This window comes from Pseudomonas sp. PB101 (assembly GCF_009764265.1).
In the GTDB taxonomy this organism is placed as follows: domain Bacteria; phylum Pseudomonadota; class Gammaproteobacteria; order Pseudomonadales; family Pseudomonadaceae; genus Aquipseudomonas.
Window position 1 is genome coordinate 19,355 of record NZ_RWIR01000032.1, and the last position, 15,313, is coordinate 34,667.

Sequence of the window (15,313 nt, forward strand, 5' to 3'; positions counted from 1 at the left end):
CCCATGACCGAGCTGGATCGTTACCTGCAAGCTGCGACGCGCGACAACACCCGTCGCAGCTATCGCGCGGCCATCGAACACTTTGAGGTGACATGGGGCGGTTTTCTGCCGGCCACCAGCGACAGCGTGGCGCGCTATCTGGTGGCCCATGCCGGGGTGTTGTCGATCAACACGCTGAAACTGCGTTTGTCGGCATTGGCGCAGTGGCACAACAGCCAGGGTTTTGCCGATCCGACCAAGGCGCCGGTGGTGCGCAAGGTGTTCAAGGGCATTCGCGCGCTGCATCCGGCCCGGGAGAAACAGGCGGAACCCTTGCAGCTGCAACATCTGGAGCAGGTAGTCAGTTGTCTGGAGCTGGAGGTGCAAACCGCCAGGGCCGAAGGCGACCGGCCGGGTTTGCTGCGGGCCAGGCGCGACATGGCGTTGATCCTGCTGGGCTTCTGGCGTGGCTTTCGCAGTGATGAGCTGTGCCGGCTGCAGGTTGAGCATGTGCAGGCCAGCGCCGGTTCCGGCATCAGTCTCTATTTGCCACGCAGCAAAAGTGATCGCGACAACCTCGGCAAGACGTATCAAACCCCGGCGTTGCAACGCTTGTGTCCGGTGCAGGCTTACATCGACTGGATTTCCGAGGCGGCACTGGTGCGCGGACCGGTGTTCCGTGCCGTCGACCGCTGGGGGCATCTGGGCGAGGAGGGGTTGCACGCCAATAGCGTGATTCCTTTATTGCGTCAGGCCTTGGAGCGCGCCGGTATAGCCGCCGAGCTCTATACCAGTCATTCCTTGCGTCGTGGGTTTGCGAGCTGGGCGCATCAGAGTGGCTGGGATTTGAAGTCGCTGATGAGCTATGTGGGCTGGAAGGACATGAAGTCGGCCATGCGTTACATCGAGGCCAGTCCGTTCCTCGGCATGGCGCGCATCACGCAAAGGCCGGTGGAATCCTAGATACCGTTTTCTTCTATTAATACAGCTGGCTAATAGCGAAAGCCAATCAGCAGCATCAGGTTTGCCAATGAGCCTTCCGTTCGTCGAGTCGGTAAAGTTCTCTCCATCAACTTCTTAACCCCTGACGGAGAGTCAACGATGCCTATCATCAACAGCCAAGTTAAACCGTTCAAAGCTGACGCATTCAAAAATGGCGACTTCGTAAAAGTCTCGGACGCTGACCTGAAGGGCAAGTGGTCTGTCGTGTTCTTCTACCCGGCCGACTTCACCTTCGTCTGCCCGACCGAGCTGGAAGACCTGGCCGACAACTACGACGCATTCCAGAAGCTGGGCGTCGAGATATACAGCGTTTCCACCGATACCCACTTTGCCCACGCTGCCTGGCACAACACCTCGCCAGCCATCGGCAAGATCCAGTACACCATGATCGGCGACCCGACCCACGCCATCTCCCGCAACTTCGACGTGCTGATCGAAGAAGCTGGCCTGGCTGACCGTGGCACCTTCGTGATCAACCCTGAAGGCCAGATCAAGATCGTTGAACTCAACGACGGCGGTGTAGGCCGTGACGCTTCCGAGCTGCTGCGCAAGATCAAGGCCGCTCAGTACGTCGCTGCTCACCCGGGTCAGGTCTGCCCAGCCAAGTGGAAGGAAGGCGAGGCCACTCTGGCTCCGTCCCTGGACCTGGTCGGCAAGATCTAAGTCTGTGACGCGCTTCATCGGGGCGCACTTGCGCACCTTCTAAGCAAGCTGCATCGCCCAATAAAAACGCCCGGGCGAGATTCGCTCGGGCGTTTTTTTGTCTCAAGAATTCAAGGAAATCGCCCGTATGTTGGACACCAATCTTAAAGCCCAGTTGAAATCGTACCTGGAACGGGTCACCCAGCCGATCGAGATCGTTGCCTCCCTCGACGACGGTGCGAAATCCCAGGAAATGCTCGAACTGCTGAAAGACGTTGCCAGTCTTTCCGCCCAGATTACTTTGCTCGACAACGGCGATGATGCACGCAAGCCGTCGTTCTCGATCAATCGCCCGGGAGCCGATATCAGCCTGCGCTTCGCCGGCATCCCGATGGGGCACGAATTCACTTCATTGGTGCTGGCCCTGCTGCAAGTCGGCGGCCACCCTTCGAAAGCCAGTGCGGAAGTGATCGAGCAGATCCGCTCGCTCAAAGGCGAGTTCAGCTTCGAGACTTACTTCTCGTTGTCGTGCCAGAACTGCCCGGACGTGGTCCAGGCGCTGAACCTGATGGCGGTGCTGAACCCGAATGTCCGTCATGTCGCCATCGACGGCGCGCTGTTCCAGGCCGAAGTCGACGAGCGTCAGGTCATGGCCGTGCCAAGCATCTACCTCAACGGCGTGAACTTCGGCCAGGGCCGCATGGGCCTGGAAGAAATCCTCGCCAGGATCGACACCAGCGGCATCGAGCGCCAGGCCGAGAAGATCAGCGCCAAGGAAGCCTTTGACGTGCTGGTGGTCGGCGGTGGCCCGGCGGGTGCAGCGGCGGCTATCTACGCGGCCCGCAAAGGCATTCGCACCGGCGTGGCGGCCGAGCGTTTTGGTGGGCAGGTACTGGACACCATGGCGATCGAGAACTTCATTTCGGTGCAGGAAACCGAAGGGCCGAAACTGGCCGTGGCCCTGGAAGAGCACGTCAAGCAGTACGACGTGGACATCATGAACCTGCAACGCGCAGACAAGTTGATCACTGGCAAAGCAGGTGAGTTGCACGAAGTCCACTTCGCCAGCGGCGCGAAGCTCAAGGCTAAAACCGTGATCCTCGCAACCGGCGCACGCTGGCGTGAAATGAACGTGCCGGGTGAGCAGCAATACCGCAACAAAGGCGTTGCGTACTGCCCGCACTGCGATGGACCGCTGTTCAAGGGCAAACGTGTGGCGGTGATTGGTGGCGGCAACTCCGGTGTCGAAGCGGCCATCGACCTGGCCGGTATCGTGTCCCATGTCACGCTGCTGGAGTTCGATGTGCAGTTGCGTGCCGATGCGGTATTGCAGCGCAAGTTGCACAGTCTGCCGAACGTCACCGTGATCACCAGTGCGCAAACCACTGAAGTCACCGGCGATGGGCAGAAGGTCAACGGCCTGCGCTACAAGGATCGTCAGACTGACGAGTTGCGCAGCGTGGAACTGGAAGGGATCTTTGTGCAGATCGGTCTGTTGCCCAACACCGATTGGCTCAAAGGCACCATCGAGCTGTCACCCCGTGGCGAGATCATCGTCGACGCTCGCGGCGAAACGTCGGTACCGGGCGTATTCGCCGCCGGCGACGTGACCACCGTGCCGTACAAGCAGATCGTGATCGCGGTGGGCGAGGGCGCCAAGGCTTCTCTCAGCGCGTTCGATCACTTGATCCGCACGTCCGCCCCGGCATAAACCCCGGCGCTGAAAACACAAAACCCCATGATTGATCATGGGGTTTTTTTGTGTCTGCCGTACAGATGCGCCTTTGTAGGAGCGAGCTTGCTCGCGATAAACCCGAGAACACCGCGGGGCACCTGCCAACCCGCGTTAACGTTGACGACCATCGCGAGCACGCTCGCTCCTACAGTGGGCCTGCAGCGGATTTTAGAGTGGAGCGGGCTGAATGATCTCGACCCAGTAGGCATCCGGATCCTTGATGAACGCCAGGCTCTTCATGCGGCCATCGCTCAGGCGTTTCTGGAAATCGCAGCCCAGTGCTTCAAAGCGCTCGCAGGCGGCGACGATGTCCGGCACCGAAATGCAGATGTGGCCGAAACCGCGCGGGTCGGTGTTGCCATTGTGGTAGGCGAAATCCGCGTCGTTCTCGGTGCCATGGTTATGGGTCAGTTCAAGAATGCCGGGGATCGACTTCATCCACTCGGTGCGCGCAGCGGCATCGGCCGGGATCTGGTGCTTGTCGACCAGCGCCAGGAAATACAGGCTGAACTCGGCTTCCGGGAAGTCGCGTTTTTCCACCAGGGTGAAACCCAGGATGCGCGTGTAGAAGTCCAGGGACTTGGTGATGTCCTTGACCCGCAGCATGGTGTGGTTGAAGACAAACTTCTGCGTAGCGGCGTCCGGTTGGGCGGTGACGCCGGGGAAGGTGTTCAATTCGTGCAGGCTCATGGGCCCTCCGGGAAATATGTGGGCTAACGAATGGCGACAATGATACGCAAGGGTTCGGACATCACCAAACCCAAACAGTCGGCTATTGCCTGACAGCCGGCCTGGGCCCAGACTTTACGGCCTGATCCGTGAGTGCCCATTGCAATGATTCGACTCGATAGATTGCTGTTTATTCTGGCCAGTGTGTTTTCGCTGGCCGGCGCTGCTTGTGCCGATGCACCGGTGGTGACCTGGCCGCAAGGCTGGCAGGTCGAAGCCGTACCCGAGTCAGCGCCGGGGGTCAGTCGCCAGCGGGCGGTGAAAATTGATCAGGGCGGAACGCCGCTCATGGTGATGGAACTGACCATGAGCCCGGTTCAAGGCGATCATCAGGTAAACCTCGAAGGCGTATTGCTGGAAATGCGCAAGTCGGTGCAAAAGGACTTCTTTCAGGGAGGCTATCAAAGTGTCTGCACGCGAATTCATGCGACTACCCTGAGTCGATTGGCTGCGCTGGAAACTACCTGCACCATCACGCAAAATGGCAGGCATGTGCTTTCTCAAACATTGGTCGCCGCGGTGGATGCCGATAAGGCCTATGTACTTTCCTACGCGGGGCAGGCCGAGGCTTATAAGGCGAGCCAGGATGAAATAGACGCGGCCCGTAACAGCTTGAAACTTTAGTTGGCGACAGTGCTTTTTGATGCATGAAGAAAATTTTAGATATCCAAATGGATTAAGCACAAAGTAATTGGATAACCCATGAAAAAGCCCTGCATAAGCAGGGCTTTTTTGTTGCCGCGAGAGTTAGCCGCGCAGCCAGGAATCAACGGTGGCTGCACCGTACTGTTCTTTCCAGGCTTTCAGGCCGCGGTGATTGCCGCCCTTGGTTTCAATCAGCTCGCCGGTGTGCGGGTTCTGATAAACCTTGACCACACGGGCGCGGCGGGTTTTAGGTGCGGCTGCCTGCAGCAGGCCGGATTTTGCCGGGTTTGGATCGAGAATGGCGATGATGTCGCGCAGACTCTTGCCGTAGGTTTTCATCAAACCCTGGAGCTTCTCTTCGAATTCGATTTCTTTCTTGAGCCCGGCATCATTCTTCAGCGATTCCAACTGCTTGAGCTGTTCTTGAAGGGCCTTTTCGGCTGCACGAAATTCAGCGAGTCTGGACAATATCTTTACTCCAATAGTGTGTTTGGCTGATACCAACCGCAAACAAAGCTATAAGCCAAGAGCCTTGAAGCGACTCGGTGATAATGGCTCACCTGCCAATTTAGCGCAGGCATGAAAAATTGTAGTAGTTAATTGGCCAAGAGTAAATCCTGTCTTTTTCTTCATGTAACGTCAGTAGTGTTTTGATTCAAATTGGTGCCTGTACTCGTTGTTTTATCGATTAAATTCGCCAGTTAATGGTCGCTTAATGCACTAATGAATTCTGCGGCCGGCATGGGTTTGCCGTACAGGTAACCTTGCAGGAAGTTGACCTGGTGAGCGCTCAGGTAATCACTCTGCTCACGGGTTTCGACACCTTCGGCCACGAGGGCAAGATCGAGTTTGACCGCCAGTTCGATGATGCTGTCGAGGAGGTGGCTAGTGAGAGTATCGACGCCGATCATGGCGACAAAGCTCTGGTCGATTTTCAGGAAATCGACATTGAACTGCCGCAGGTAGCCAAGGCTTGAGTGGCCCGTGCCGAAGTCGTCGATGGCGATTTTCACGCCCAGTTCGCGAAGTTGCTCGAACAGTTGCAGGGTGATGGCCGTGGGCTCGATCAGTTCACGTTCGGTCAGTTCCAGTACCAGATGGATCGAGCCCGGCTCGAACGCATCTAGAAACTCGCGACAATCCTTGACCAGTTCCAGGTCCTGGCAATGGCTGGCGGTGATGTTGATGCCAATATGAAACGGTTTGTTGAAGCTGGCCGATTTCGGTGCGAGCAGGGCAGCGGTTTGTCTCATCAGCGAGCGGGTCATCGGTACGATCAGGCCGGAGTGCTCGGCAAACGGAATGAACAGATCCGGACGTACCAGGCCTTCCCTTGGATGTTTCCAGCGCATCAGCACTTCAGCGCCGCACCAGCTTTTGCTGTCGCCATGCACCACGGGCTGGAAATACGGAATGAACTCTTTAGCTTCCAGGGCGCGCTGCATTTCATGGGAGGGTGACGATGCGCGCTTTTGCAGGAAGTGACCGATTGCCCCGGCAAGCACGCCGAAGAAAATCAGCAGGCTGAACAGCGGCGGATATTCGCTGCTCATGTATCGCCAGGTTTCGCCTTTGGGGAAACCCGCTTCCACGGCGAAAGCATAATGCCCGGAGGTCAAGCGACTTTGCGCAACGGGCAACTCAGGCGCAGCGCCGGTATGAAACTTGCCGTCGGCGGACAACCAGTCTGGGCCAACTTGCAGCAACAGCAAGGTCTTGCGGCCGATCAGGCGCAGGATATTGCTCAAGTGATAACCATCGAGGGTCGTCAGCGCGCCTTTTTTTCCTTCGCTCAGGCGGTACACCAGCAAGGCGGTGTTGGGCGTTACCGGATTGCCGCTCATGAGCCATAACACGCCGTGGGTGTAGTCGCCGGGGTTGACCGTCTCCTGGTAGTCGCCGAACAGAGAGCTGCAATAGAGGTTGTTGTCCCACACCAGATTGGTGGAGCGCACGAAGGGGCGGCGGGTGACCTGTTCGCGCAGCGCCAGTTTGACGTCACTGCAACTTTGGCCCGCCAGCGGCAGCAATTCACGGGCGGCCTGGGCGGTGTTGTCGAGCATCAGGTCGAACTGGCGAACCGCTTCTTCGGCGATCTGTTCGGTGTCTTGCTTGAGCGCGCGCCCTGCTTGCACGTAGAGAATGGCGGCCCCCAGCAGCACCGGGAGCAAGCCACTGATCAGGGTGACCGCAATTCTTTTTCTGCGACTGCGGGTTTTGGCTTTCAGTGGCATTCGCGAATCCTGTCACGAAGTAGTAAGGCTCTCAAATGATGGCAGGGCAAAAACGCCTCCCATGAAGAGTTCGGGTATGGGCCATGATAGTTGGCCGTTGGCGGTTATGCCGCTCAATGCAAGTCAAGGCTTTGTGCCAGCTTGATAAAGGCCAGCGTCGCGGGTGATGCCTGGCGTCGGTCGAGCACCGCCAGGCCGACCTGGCGCAACACCGCCGGCGACAGCGGTTTTTTCACACAGCGGCGGTCAATCTGATCGGGCAATGAACCTTCGGCAACCACCGTCACCCCGTCGCCCCGAGCGACGACATCCAGGGTGCTGATCAACTGCGAGCAGCGATAACGGATGTTGGGGGTCAGTCGGGCCGCAGTGAACAGGCGTGAAACCAGTTCCGAAGAACCGGCCTCGGTAAGGACAAACGGGAAGTCACAGAGGTCCTTCAGGCTCACGTTGTCAAAAACCGCCAGCGGGTGGCCGGCGGGCAGCAACGCGACCATCTGGTCCTCGATCAGCGCGACCGTGTCGAAGCGTTCCTCGGGCAACACCACAAAACCGATGTCGATCCGTCGTTCCTCCAGCCACTGGAGCACCTGGCGGTCGGGGCCTTCGTCGACATGCACCTCGATGCCGGGATGGGCGGCGCGGTAGTGCTGCAAAATCAACGGCAACAATTTGATCGATGACGTCGGGCCGAAGGAGCCGATACGCAGTGTGCCGCGTTTCATGCCCCGCGCATCCGCCGCTTCCTGGCGCAGGGTGTTGGCCAGGCCGAGCATTGCCCGGGCGCGCAGCAGCAACTGCTGGCCAATGTCGCTCAACTCGACCTGGGATTGATGCCGGCGCAACAACTCGACCCCCAATTCCAACTCCAGCGACTTCAAGGCATGGGACACCGCCGATTGGGAAATACCCAGGCGATTGGCCGCAGCGGTGAAGCCGTGGAGTTCGGCCACCAGGGAGAAGATCTCCAGTTGAGTGAGAGTCATGAGTGTTTACTCATTTTACGATGACTGGGTATTACTCGAATGATACGTCATCTTCCCGACATCCGGTCCTGGAATCTTATGACGATCTGCGAGCAATCCCTGTCAAAACCATCGGATCTTCCGGTGTACATGAAGCTGGCGGCGGTCACGATGGTATGGGGCGGCACCTTTGTTGCCGGACGTTATCTGGCCGACAGCCTCAGCCCGCTACTGGCTGCCAGCCTGCGGTTCCTATTGGCCAGCGTGGCGTTGCTGCTGCTCGTACGCGCGCTGCGCACACCACTGGTTCGGCCGAATGCCCGGCAATGGCTGCAACTGTCGTTGCTTGGCTTTTTCGGGATCTTTTTCTACAACCTGTGCTTCTTTTATGGGCTGCACTACATCAATGCTTCACGGGCATCCTTGATCGTGGCACTGAATCCGGCCGTGATCGGGCTGGCCTCCTGGCTGCTGTTCAAGGAGCGCTTGAACCGGGCGAAAGTCGTCGGCATCGCGATCTGCATGGCGGGCGCCAGCATGGTGATCGTCAGTCGTGACCCGCAAGTGCTGGCCGGTGGTGCCGATACCTGGCTCGGCGACCTGCTGATTTTTGGCTGTGTTCTCGGCTGGGGTGTCTACTCGATGTGCTCCCGGGAGCTGAACCAGGCCCTGGGGCCGGTGCAAACGGTGACGTATTCGATTCTGCTGGGCACCGCCATGCTCTGGATGACCTGCATCGTGCGGGGTGAGGTGAGTGTCGCGGCGATCGCCCACCTGGGTGCGCCGCAATGGTTGAGCCTTTTATACCTGGGCGTGCTGGGGTCGGCGCTGGCGTACATTGGCTACTACGACGGCATCCGCAAGATCGGCCCTACGCGTTCCGGGGTGTTCATTGCCCTGAACCCGCTGACGGCGGTCATCCTGGGTGCGCTGCTGCTGGACGAGCCGCTGACATTGGCCATGTGCCTGGGCGGCGGGTTGATACTGACGGGGATTTTCCTCTGCAACAAACCCCTTGCGCGGGCAGGGAAAAAGGGGATTTGATACAGAAGGCGGACAAACTGATTTACGCTGTGTAGAATCAAGTTACGCATACAATAATAATCGTCTTCTGGCAGCAGAAGACTCGCCCGCAAGAGCCTTGGGTCAAAATGAAGATATTCGGGTTTCAACTGATCTACGGTGACTTTCTCGCCCGCAGCGTGCGGGGCATCTCCTGTGCGCCGCCCACCGGTCTCAGCATTGCTAGCAACTGACATTCGTTAATTTCTAACAGCATGATGAGGCGCCAACCATGGCAGATCTATACGAAAACCCGATGGGCCTGATGGGCTTTGAATTCATCGAGCTCGCATCGCCGACCCCGAACACCCTGGAGCCGATCTTCGAGATCATGGGCTTCACCAAGGTGGCGAGCCACCGTTCCAAGAACGTGCACCTGTATCGCCAGGGCGCGATCAACCTGATCCTCAACAACGAGCCCAACAGCGTGGCCTCGTACTTCGCGGCCGAGCACGGCCCGTCGGTGTGCGGCATGGCGTTTCGCGTCAAGGATTCGCAGAAGGCCTACAAGCGTGCCCTGGAACTCGGCGCCCAGCCGATCCACATTGAAACCGGCCCGATGGAACTGAATCTGCCGGCGATCAAAGGCATCGGCGGTGCGCCGCTGTACCTGATCGACCGTTTCGGTGAAGGCAGCTCGATCTATGACATCGACTTCGTGTTCATTGAAGGCGTTGACCGTCATCCGGTCGGTGCCGGCCTGAAGATCATCGATCACCTGACTCACAACGTGTATCGCGGTCGCATGGCCTACTGGGCCAACTTCTACGAGAAGCTGTTCAACTTCCGCGAAATCCGCTACTTCGACATCAAGGGTGAGTACACCGGCCTGACCTCCAAGGCCATGACCGCACCCGATGGCATGATCCGCATTCCGTTGAACGAAGAGTCGTCCAAGGGTGCCGGGCAGATCGAAGAGTTCCTGATGCAGTTCAACGGCGAGGGCATCCAGCACGTTGCTTTCCTGTCCGATGACCTGCTCAAGACCTGGGATCACCTGAAAGGCATCGGCATGCGCTTCATGACCGCGCCGCCGGAGACCTACTACGAAATGCTCGAAGGCCGTTTGCCGAACCACGGCGAGCCAGTGGGCGAACTGCAGGCACGGGGCATTCTGCTGGACGGTTCGTCCGAGTCGGGCGACAAGCGTCTGCTGCTGCAGATCTTCTCGGAAACCCTGATGGGGCCGGTGTTCTTCGAATTCATCCAGCGCAAGGGTGACGATGGTTTCGGCGAAGGCAACTTCAAGGCACTGTTCGAATCCATCGAGCGTGACCAGGTGCGTCGTGGTGTTCTCTCTACCGACTAAGCCGTTACACCGATAACGCTGTGGGAGCGAGCCTGCTCGCGAAAGCGGTGTATCAGTCACTATAAAAGTTGGCTGATACGACGCCTTCGCGAGCAGGCTCACTCCCACATTTGTTTTTGCGTGTGCTTAAGGCCTGCGCTGCCGCATCAGATGCTTGAACCCTTCGAACACCAGCACCAGCACCGCCATCCAGATCGGAATGTACGTCAGCCACTCACCGGCCTTGATGCTCTCCCCAAGCAACAACGCCACGCCCAGCAGCAGCACCGGTTCGACGTAGCTCAACAAGCCGAACAGGCTGAACGGCAGCAGGCGGCTGGCAATGATGTAGACCACCAGCGCCGACGCGCTGATCACGCCGAGCAGCGGGATCAACAGCGACAACCATGGATGCTGGTCAAACACGCCGAAACCTTGCGCGCCGCTCTGGACGAACCAGACCGCGACCGGCAGCGTCAATGCCATGTCCAGCCACAAGCCACCGAGATTGTCCGTTGCCAGCCGTTTGCGAACGACGAAGTAGGTCGGGTAACCCATGCAGACCAGCAAGGTCGCCCAGGAAAAACCACCGACCTGATACACCTCGTTGATCACGCCCAGGCAGGCGAACACCACGGCGATTTTTTGCAGATAGGACAAGCGTTCGCCATAAGCGATCCGCCCGGTCAACACCATGGTTAGCGGCAACAGGAAGTAACCGAGGGACACGTCCAGGCTGTAACCGTTCAGCGGTGCCCACATGAACAGCCACAATTGCACGGCGAGCAGGGCGGAGGAGGCGATCAGCGCGCCGATCAGTTTCGGATTGGCAATGGCGCGCCGAACGATCTCCAGCACGCGCTTCCATTCGCCGGACACCACCATGAACACGGTCATGCACGGGACGGTCAGCAGCATGCGCCAACCGAAGATTTCCACGCCGCTCAAGGGCGTGAGCAGCGATGTGTAGTAATACATGACGGCAAACAGCACCGAGGCTGAAACCGATAGAGCGATACCTTTAGACAAGCTGTCCTCGCGAGGTTGAAGGTGAAACGGGGCGCGCAGGATACGTGGTTTTGGCGCCGAATATTGACCAATCAATCAACACCGGCCAACTGTGGGAGCGAGCAGGCTCGCTCCCACAATGGATCATGTGTTCATTCAGATACCGCGCGGTGTACGCCCCGACACGAAATGGCTCACATCATTGAACCCCGGTGTCGACGCATGCCCCGGTGTCACCAGCGAATCGATGAACGCCTCGTCCTCGGCCGTGATCTTCACCGCTTGCGCCTTAGTGTAGGCGTCCCATTGCGCTTCGGTACGCGGCCCGACAATGGCCGAGGTGACGGCGCTGTTGTTCAGCACCCAGGCAATCGCGAACTCGACGATGCCGACGCCGCGCTCCCGGGTGTATTGCTGGATTTGCCCGGCGATACGCAGGGACTCGACGCGCCATTCGGTTTCCAGGATGCGTTTGTCCTGGCGTCCGGCACGGCTGTCGGCGTCCGGTTTCACATCCGGCGCATATTTGCCGCTGAGCACCCCGCGCGCCAGCGGGCTGTAGGGCACCACGCCGAGGCCGTAGCTGTGCGCGGCCGTGATCTGCTCGGTTTCAGCCTGGCGGTTGACGATGTTGTACAGCGGCTGGCTGATCACCGGGCGGTCAACGCCCAGTCTGTCGGCCACACGGATGACTTCGGCAATGCGCCAGCCACGGTAGTTCGACAGGCCCCAATAGCGGACTTTGCCCTGGCGGATCAGGTCGCCGATGGCCGACACCGTCACCTCCAGCGGCGTGTTGTGGTCTTCGCGGTGCAGGTAATAGATGTCGAGGTAGTCGGTGCCCAGGCGCGTCAGGCTGGCCTCGATGCCATTGAACAGGTGCTTGCGGTTCAAGCCGCTGCGGTTGGGCACGCCGTCCACGGGGCCGAAGCCGACCTTGGTGGCGAGCACCCACTCATGACGGCGGCTGGCGATGGCCTCGCCGACGATCTCTTCGGACCGGCCATGGGTGTAGACGTCGGCGGTGTCGATGAAATTGACGCCCTGGTCCCATGCCTTGTCGATGATGCGCAGGGAGTCTTCGGTGCTGGTCTGTTCGCCGAACATCATGGTGCCCAGGGTCAGGGTGGACACCTGCAGACCCGAATGACCCAGCGTGCGGTAGCTCATGAGGAAATCCTTTTGCCAGAGGGAAAGGCTCAATCAGATACCAGAATCGTGACCGGGAGCAAACGCAAATCTCAAACACACTCGAACCAAACTGTAGGAGCGAGCCTGCTCGCGAAGAACTTCAGGACACCACGTTTATCCAGGATAAACGCGTTATCGTTGACGTCCATCGCGAGCAGGCTCGCTCCTACAGTGATCAGGTGCTGGTCAGGCGCGCAGCGTACGGGTCATGCGCAACGCCAGCAGGCTGCCGCAGACAATCACGCCCGCCAGCATATACAGCGCGGCATCGGTCGAACCCGTGCTGTCCTTGACCCAACCCACCAGGTACGGGCTGAGGAAACCGGCCATCTGTCCCATCGAGTTGATCAACGCCAGGCCACCGGCGGCGGCCCCGGCACTGAGCAATGCGGTCGGCACCGGCCAGAACATCGGCAGGCCGGTGAGGGCGCCCATGGTGGCGATGGTCAAACCAAGAATCGCGATGGCCGGGTTGGCGGCGAAGTTCACCGCGATCAGCAGCCCCAGCGCGCCCATCAGCATCGGCACCACCAAATGCCAGCGGCGCTCTTTGCGCAGGTCCGCCGAGCGGCCGACGATCAGCATGAACACCGCGGCCAGCAGGTACGGAATCGCACTGAGCCAGCCGATCACCAGATTATCGCTGAAACCCAGGTTCTTGATGATCGATGGCAGCCAGAAGTTGATCGCGTAGACGCCACTCTGGATGCAGAAGTAGATCAGTCCGAAGGCCCAGATCGCCGGGTTCTTGAACACCGCCAGCAGTGAGTCGGTAGAGGTCTTCGGTTTATTGGCCAGGTCCTCGGCGTGGTCGGCTTCCAGCACCGAGCGCTCGAACGGGGTCAGCCACTTGGCGTTGGCGTAGCTGTCGCTGAGCAGGAAGTAAGCCAGCGCGCCGAGGATCACGGTCGGAATGCCTTGCAGGAGGAACATCCACTGCCAGCCCGCGAGACCGCCCTGGCCTGCGGCGAAGTGATTGAGAATCCAGCCGGAGAACGGGCTGCCGAGCAGGCCGGACACCGGGATCGCCGACATGAACAACGCCATGATGCGGCCGCGGCGGAAGGTCGGAAACCACTGCGAGAGATACAGCACCACACCCGGGAAGAACCCGGCTTCGGCCGCGCCGGTGAACAGGCGCAGGGTATAGAACTCGGTCGGTGTGGTGACGAACAGCAGGCAGGTCGACAGCGTGCCCCAGGTGATCATCATCAGCGCGATCCAGCGCCTTGGGCCGAATCGAGTCAGGGCCAGGTTGCTTGGCACGCCGCACAGCACGTAGCCGATGAAGAAGATGCCGGCACCGAGGCCGTACACCGTTTCGCTGAACTTCAGCGCGTCGAGCATCTGCAGTTTGGCGAAGCCGACGTTTACCCGGTCGAGGTAGTTGAACAGGTAGCAGATGAAGATGAAGGGGATCAAGCGCAGGGTAATGCGCTTGTAGACGGCGTTTTTGTCGTCAGCGATGGCCTCGGACGCTACGGCGCTCTGTGTCATGGCGGCTCTCTCTTTATTATGATTTTTTGCGATGCAAAGGGTAACGTTGATCGCCCGAAGAGTCTCGACCACCCTCAGGGTGGCTGTCTTTGTGCCTGAGCACAGGGTTTGCAAGCAAAGGCCTGTGCGGGTGAACAACCCGTTCCATCACCGTCTTCAAGGATCACTGCATGTTCGAACTCGATCACGACCTGGCCCAGGACATCGTCGACCGGGCAATGGCCATTTTGCCGTACAACGTCAACGTCATGGACAGCCAGGGCCTGATCCTCGGTAGCGGCGAGCCGGAGCGGGTCAACACCCGCCATGAAGGGGCGCAACTGGTGCTGGCCAACGGTCGCGTTGTCGAGATCGACGCGCAGACGGCGATGCATCTAAAGGGCGTGCAGCCGGGCATCAACCTGCCGCTGATGCTCGACCAGCGTCTGATCGGCGTACTCGGCATCACCGGTGAACCCGAACAACTGCGCACCTATGCCGAACTGGTGCGCATGACCGCCGAGATGCTGGTGGGCCAGCGCAACCAGCAGGCCGAACAGCAATGGCGGCGCCAGCGCTGCGACGACTTGCTGGCGCTGCTGCTCAGCGAAGCCGGGGACTCTCCGCGACTGGTCGATGAAGCGCAGCAGTTGGGCCTCAAGCCACAAATGACGCGGGTGCCGTATTTGTTCGAACTGGGCCTGGAGCACGCACCGGGGCAAACCGTCGAGGCTCTGAGTGCCTGGTTGACCACCCGGCACCCCGACAGTTGGTGTGTGAGTTCGGCCAAGACCTCATTGCTCTGGTGCCGGCCAGCCAGCCAGTCGGTCGAGAACGAGCGCTTGCTGGACAAGCTCGATGGCCTTGGCTGGAACATCTTGCGGATTGCCGTGGGTGGGCAGGCTGATGGGCTTTCGGGCTTGCGTCGTTGCTATCGCCGGGTCGGTGACTTGCTGGCCTACGGGCGCGAGGTGTTGCCGCGCTCGCGATTGCTGACGCTGAACCGCTATCGGCTGCCGGTGATGCTGTGGCGCCACCGCAACGACGACGCCCTCGACGAATTGCTCAGCCCGCTGCGCAAGGTCATTGCCAAGGACGGCAACGGCCAGTTGCTGGCGACCCTGCGCAGCTGGTGCGAACACGGCGGCCAGAGCCAGGCCTGCGCCGATGCACTGGGCATTCATCGCAACAGCCTGCGTTATCGCATGGAGCGGATTGCCGAACTGAGCGGGGTTGATCCGCTGCGGCTGGACGGCATGCTGGCGCTGTACCTGGGCGTGCAACTGCTGCCCGAACCGAATGATGCACTGTAGGAGCCGGCTTGCTGGCGATGGCGATCTTAATGGCGCCATCGCCA

At 59.5% G+C, this 15,313-nt stretch carries 14 protein-coding genes; 7 read left to right on the top strand and 7 right to left on the bottom strand.

All coding sequences use genetic code 11. The annotated features are described in order from the left end of the window. The first annotated feature begins 3 nt into the window (after positions 1-3). The 3 genes from EI969_RS10210 (at position 4) to ahpF (ending at position 3,334) form a co-directional block, all read left to right on the top strand. Positions 4-942, top strand: coding sequence for a site-specific integrase (locus EI969_RS10210; RefSeq protein WP_160387543.1), 939 nt, complete (start codon positions 4-6; stop codon positions 940-942). Positions 943-1,080: 138 nt separating this feature from the next. Further along, positions 1,081-1,644 (top strand): alkyl hydroperoxide reductase subunit C, encoded by a 564-nt coding sequence (ahpC, locus tag EI969_RS10215; protein ID WP_007975937.1) that lies wholly within the window; start codon positions 1,081-1,083, stop codon positions 1,642-1,644. A gap of 127 nt (positions 1,645-1,771) precedes the next feature. Then, positions 1,772-3,334: an alkyl hydroperoxide reductase subunit F gene (gene ahpF, locus EI969_RS10220; RefSeq protein ID WP_160387545.1), complete on the top strand. Its 1,563-nt coding sequence runs from the start codon at positions 1,772-1,774 to the stop codon at positions 3,332-3,334. A 192-nt stretch (positions 3,335-3,526) separates the two neighbouring features. Here ahpF and gloA read toward each other — a convergent pair whose 3' ends face one another. After that, on the bottom strand, positions 3,527-4,048 hold the full coding sequence (gloA, locus tag EI969_RS10225) for a lactoylglutathione lyase (RefSeq protein WP_160387547.1): 522 nt from the start codon (positions 4,046-4,048) through the stop codon (positions 3,527-3,529). Positions 4,049-4,192: 144 nt separating this feature from the next. Here gloA and EI969_RS10230 point away from each other — a divergent pair, with 144 nt between their 5' ends. Continuing rightward, the gene (locus tag EI969_RS10230) at positions 4,193-4,711 is read left to right on the top strand and encodes a DUF4946 domain-containing protein (RefSeq protein WP_160387548.1); all 519 of its coding nucleotides are present in this window, start codon (positions 4,193-4,195) and stop codon (positions 4,709-4,711) included. 123 nt (positions 4,712-4,834) lie between these two features. Here the strand turns inward: EI969_RS10230 and EI969_RS10235 are convergent, their stop codons facing one another. The 3 genes from EI969_RS10235 to EI969_RS10245 all read right to left on the bottom strand — a co-directional run bounded on the left by EI969_RS10235 (position 4,835) and on the right by EI969_RS10245 (position 7,952). Next, complete coding sequence (locus EI969_RS10235) at positions 4,835-5,200, bottom strand: histone-like nucleoid-structuring protein, MvaT/MvaU family (protein WP_008051761.1); 366 nt, start codon at positions 5,198-5,200, stop codon at positions 4,835-4,837. Between the two features lie 233 nt (positions 5,201-5,433). Continuing rightward, positions 5,434-6,966: an EAL domain-containing protein gene (locus tag EI969_RS10240; RefSeq protein ID WP_160387550.1), complete on the bottom strand. Its 1,533-nt coding sequence runs from the start codon at positions 6,964-6,966 to the stop codon at positions 5,434-5,436. A 113-nt stretch (positions 6,967-7,079) separates the two neighbouring features. Continuing rightward, on the bottom strand, positions 7,080-7,952 hold the full coding sequence (locus EI969_RS10245) for a LysR family transcriptional regulator (protein ID WP_160387552.1): 873 nt from the start codon (positions 7,950-7,952) through the stop codon (positions 7,080-7,082). A gap of 78 nt (positions 7,953-8,030) precedes the next feature. Here EI969_RS10245 and EI969_RS10250 point away from each other — a divergent pair, with 78 nt between their 5' ends. Together EI969_RS10250 and hppD are read left to right on the top strand one after the other, a co-directional pair. Beyond that, the gene (locus EI969_RS10250; protein ID WP_160387554.1) at positions 8,031-8,975 is read left to right on the top strand and encodes a DMT family transporter; all 945 of its coding nucleotides are present in this window, start codon (positions 8,031-8,033) and stop codon (positions 8,973-8,975) included. A 250-nt stretch (positions 8,976-9,225) separates the two neighbouring features. After that, a complete protein-coding gene (gene hppD, locus EI969_RS10255) occupies positions 9,226-10,302 on the top strand; it encodes a 4-hydroxyphenylpyruvate dioxygenase (protein ID WP_160387556.1) in 1,077 nt (358 codons plus the stop codon). 126 nt (positions 10,303-10,428) lie between these two features. Here hppD and rarD read toward each other — a convergent pair whose 3' ends face one another. The 3 genes from rarD to EI969_RS10270 form a co-directional block, all read right to left on the bottom strand. Further along, positions 10,429-11,310, bottom strand: a complete 882-nt coding sequence (gene rarD, locus EI969_RS10260; RefSeq protein WP_160387558.1) for an EamA family transporter RarD — start codon at positions 11,308-11,310, stop codon at positions 10,429-10,431. Between the two features lie 135 nt (positions 11,311-11,445). Then, a complete protein-coding gene (locus EI969_RS10265) occupies positions 11,446-12,459 on the bottom strand; it encodes an aldo/keto reductase (RefSeq protein ID WP_160387560.1) in 1,014 nt (337 codons plus the stop codon). A gap of 207 nt (positions 12,460-12,666) precedes the next feature. After that, positions 12,667-13,977 (bottom strand): MFS transporter, encoded by a 1,311-nt coding sequence (locus tag EI969_RS10270; RefSeq protein WP_160387562.1) that lies wholly within the window; start codon positions 13,975-13,977, stop codon positions 12,667-12,669. A 170-nt stretch (positions 13,978-14,147) separates the two neighbouring features. On the opposite strand from EI969_RS10270, the gene EI969_RS10275 reads away from it, so the two are divergent. Further along, positions 14,148-15,269: a sugar diacid recognition domain-containing protein gene (locus EI969_RS10275; protein WP_160387564.1), complete on the top strand. Its 1,122-nt coding sequence runs from the start codon at positions 14,148-14,150 to the stop codon at positions 15,267-15,269. Positions 15,270-15,313: the final 44 nt, after the last annotated feature.

Bases quoted from the DNA above. Each gene is read 5' to 3' on its own strand.
- gloA (WP_160387547.1), bottom strand. From the start codon at position 4,048: ATGAGCCTGCACGAATTGAACACCTTCCCCGGCGTCACCGCCCAACCG.
- ahpF (WP_160387545.1), top strand. From the start codon at position 1,772: ATGTTGGACACCAATCTTAAAGCCCAGTTGAAATCGTACCTGGAACGG.
- EI969_RS10270 (WP_160387562.1), bottom strand. From the start codon at position 13,977: ATGACACAGAGCGCCGTAGCGTCCGAGGCCATCGCTGACGACAAAAAC.
- EI969_RS10245 (WP_160387552.1), bottom strand. From the start codon at position 7,952: ATGACTCTCACTCAACTGGAGATCTTCTCCCTGGTGGCCGAACTCCAC.
- EI969_RS10240 (WP_160387550.1), bottom strand. From the start codon at position 6,966: ATGCCACTGAAAGCCAAAACCCGCAGTCGCAGAAAAAGAATTGCGGTC.
- EI969_RS10230 (WP_160387548.1), top strand. From the start codon at position 4,193: ATGATTCGACTCGATAGATTGCTGTTTATTCTGGCCAGTGTGTTTTCG.
- hppD (WP_160387556.1), top strand. From the start codon at position 9,226: ATGGCAGATCTATACGAAAACCCGATGGGCCTGATGGGCTTTGAATTC.
- EI969_RS10265 (WP_160387560.1), bottom strand. From the start codon at position 12,459: ATGAGCTACCGCACGCTGGGTCATTCGGGTCTGCAGGTGTCCACCCTG.
- EI969_RS10250 (WP_160387554.1), top strand. From the start codon at position 8,031: ATGACGATCTGCGAGCAATCCCTGTCAAAACCATCGGATCTTCCGGTG.
- EI969_RS10210 (WP_160387543.1), top strand. From the start codon at position 4: ATGACCGAGCTGGATCGTTACCTGCAAGCTGCGACGCGCGACAACACC.
- ahpC (WP_007975937.1), top strand. From the start codon at position 1,081: ATGCCTATCATCAACAGCCAAGTTAAACCGTTCAAAGCTGACGCATTC.
- EI969_RS10275 (WP_160387564.1), top strand. From the start codon at position 14,148: ATGTTCGAACTCGATCACGACCTGGCCCAGGACATCGTCGACCGGGCA.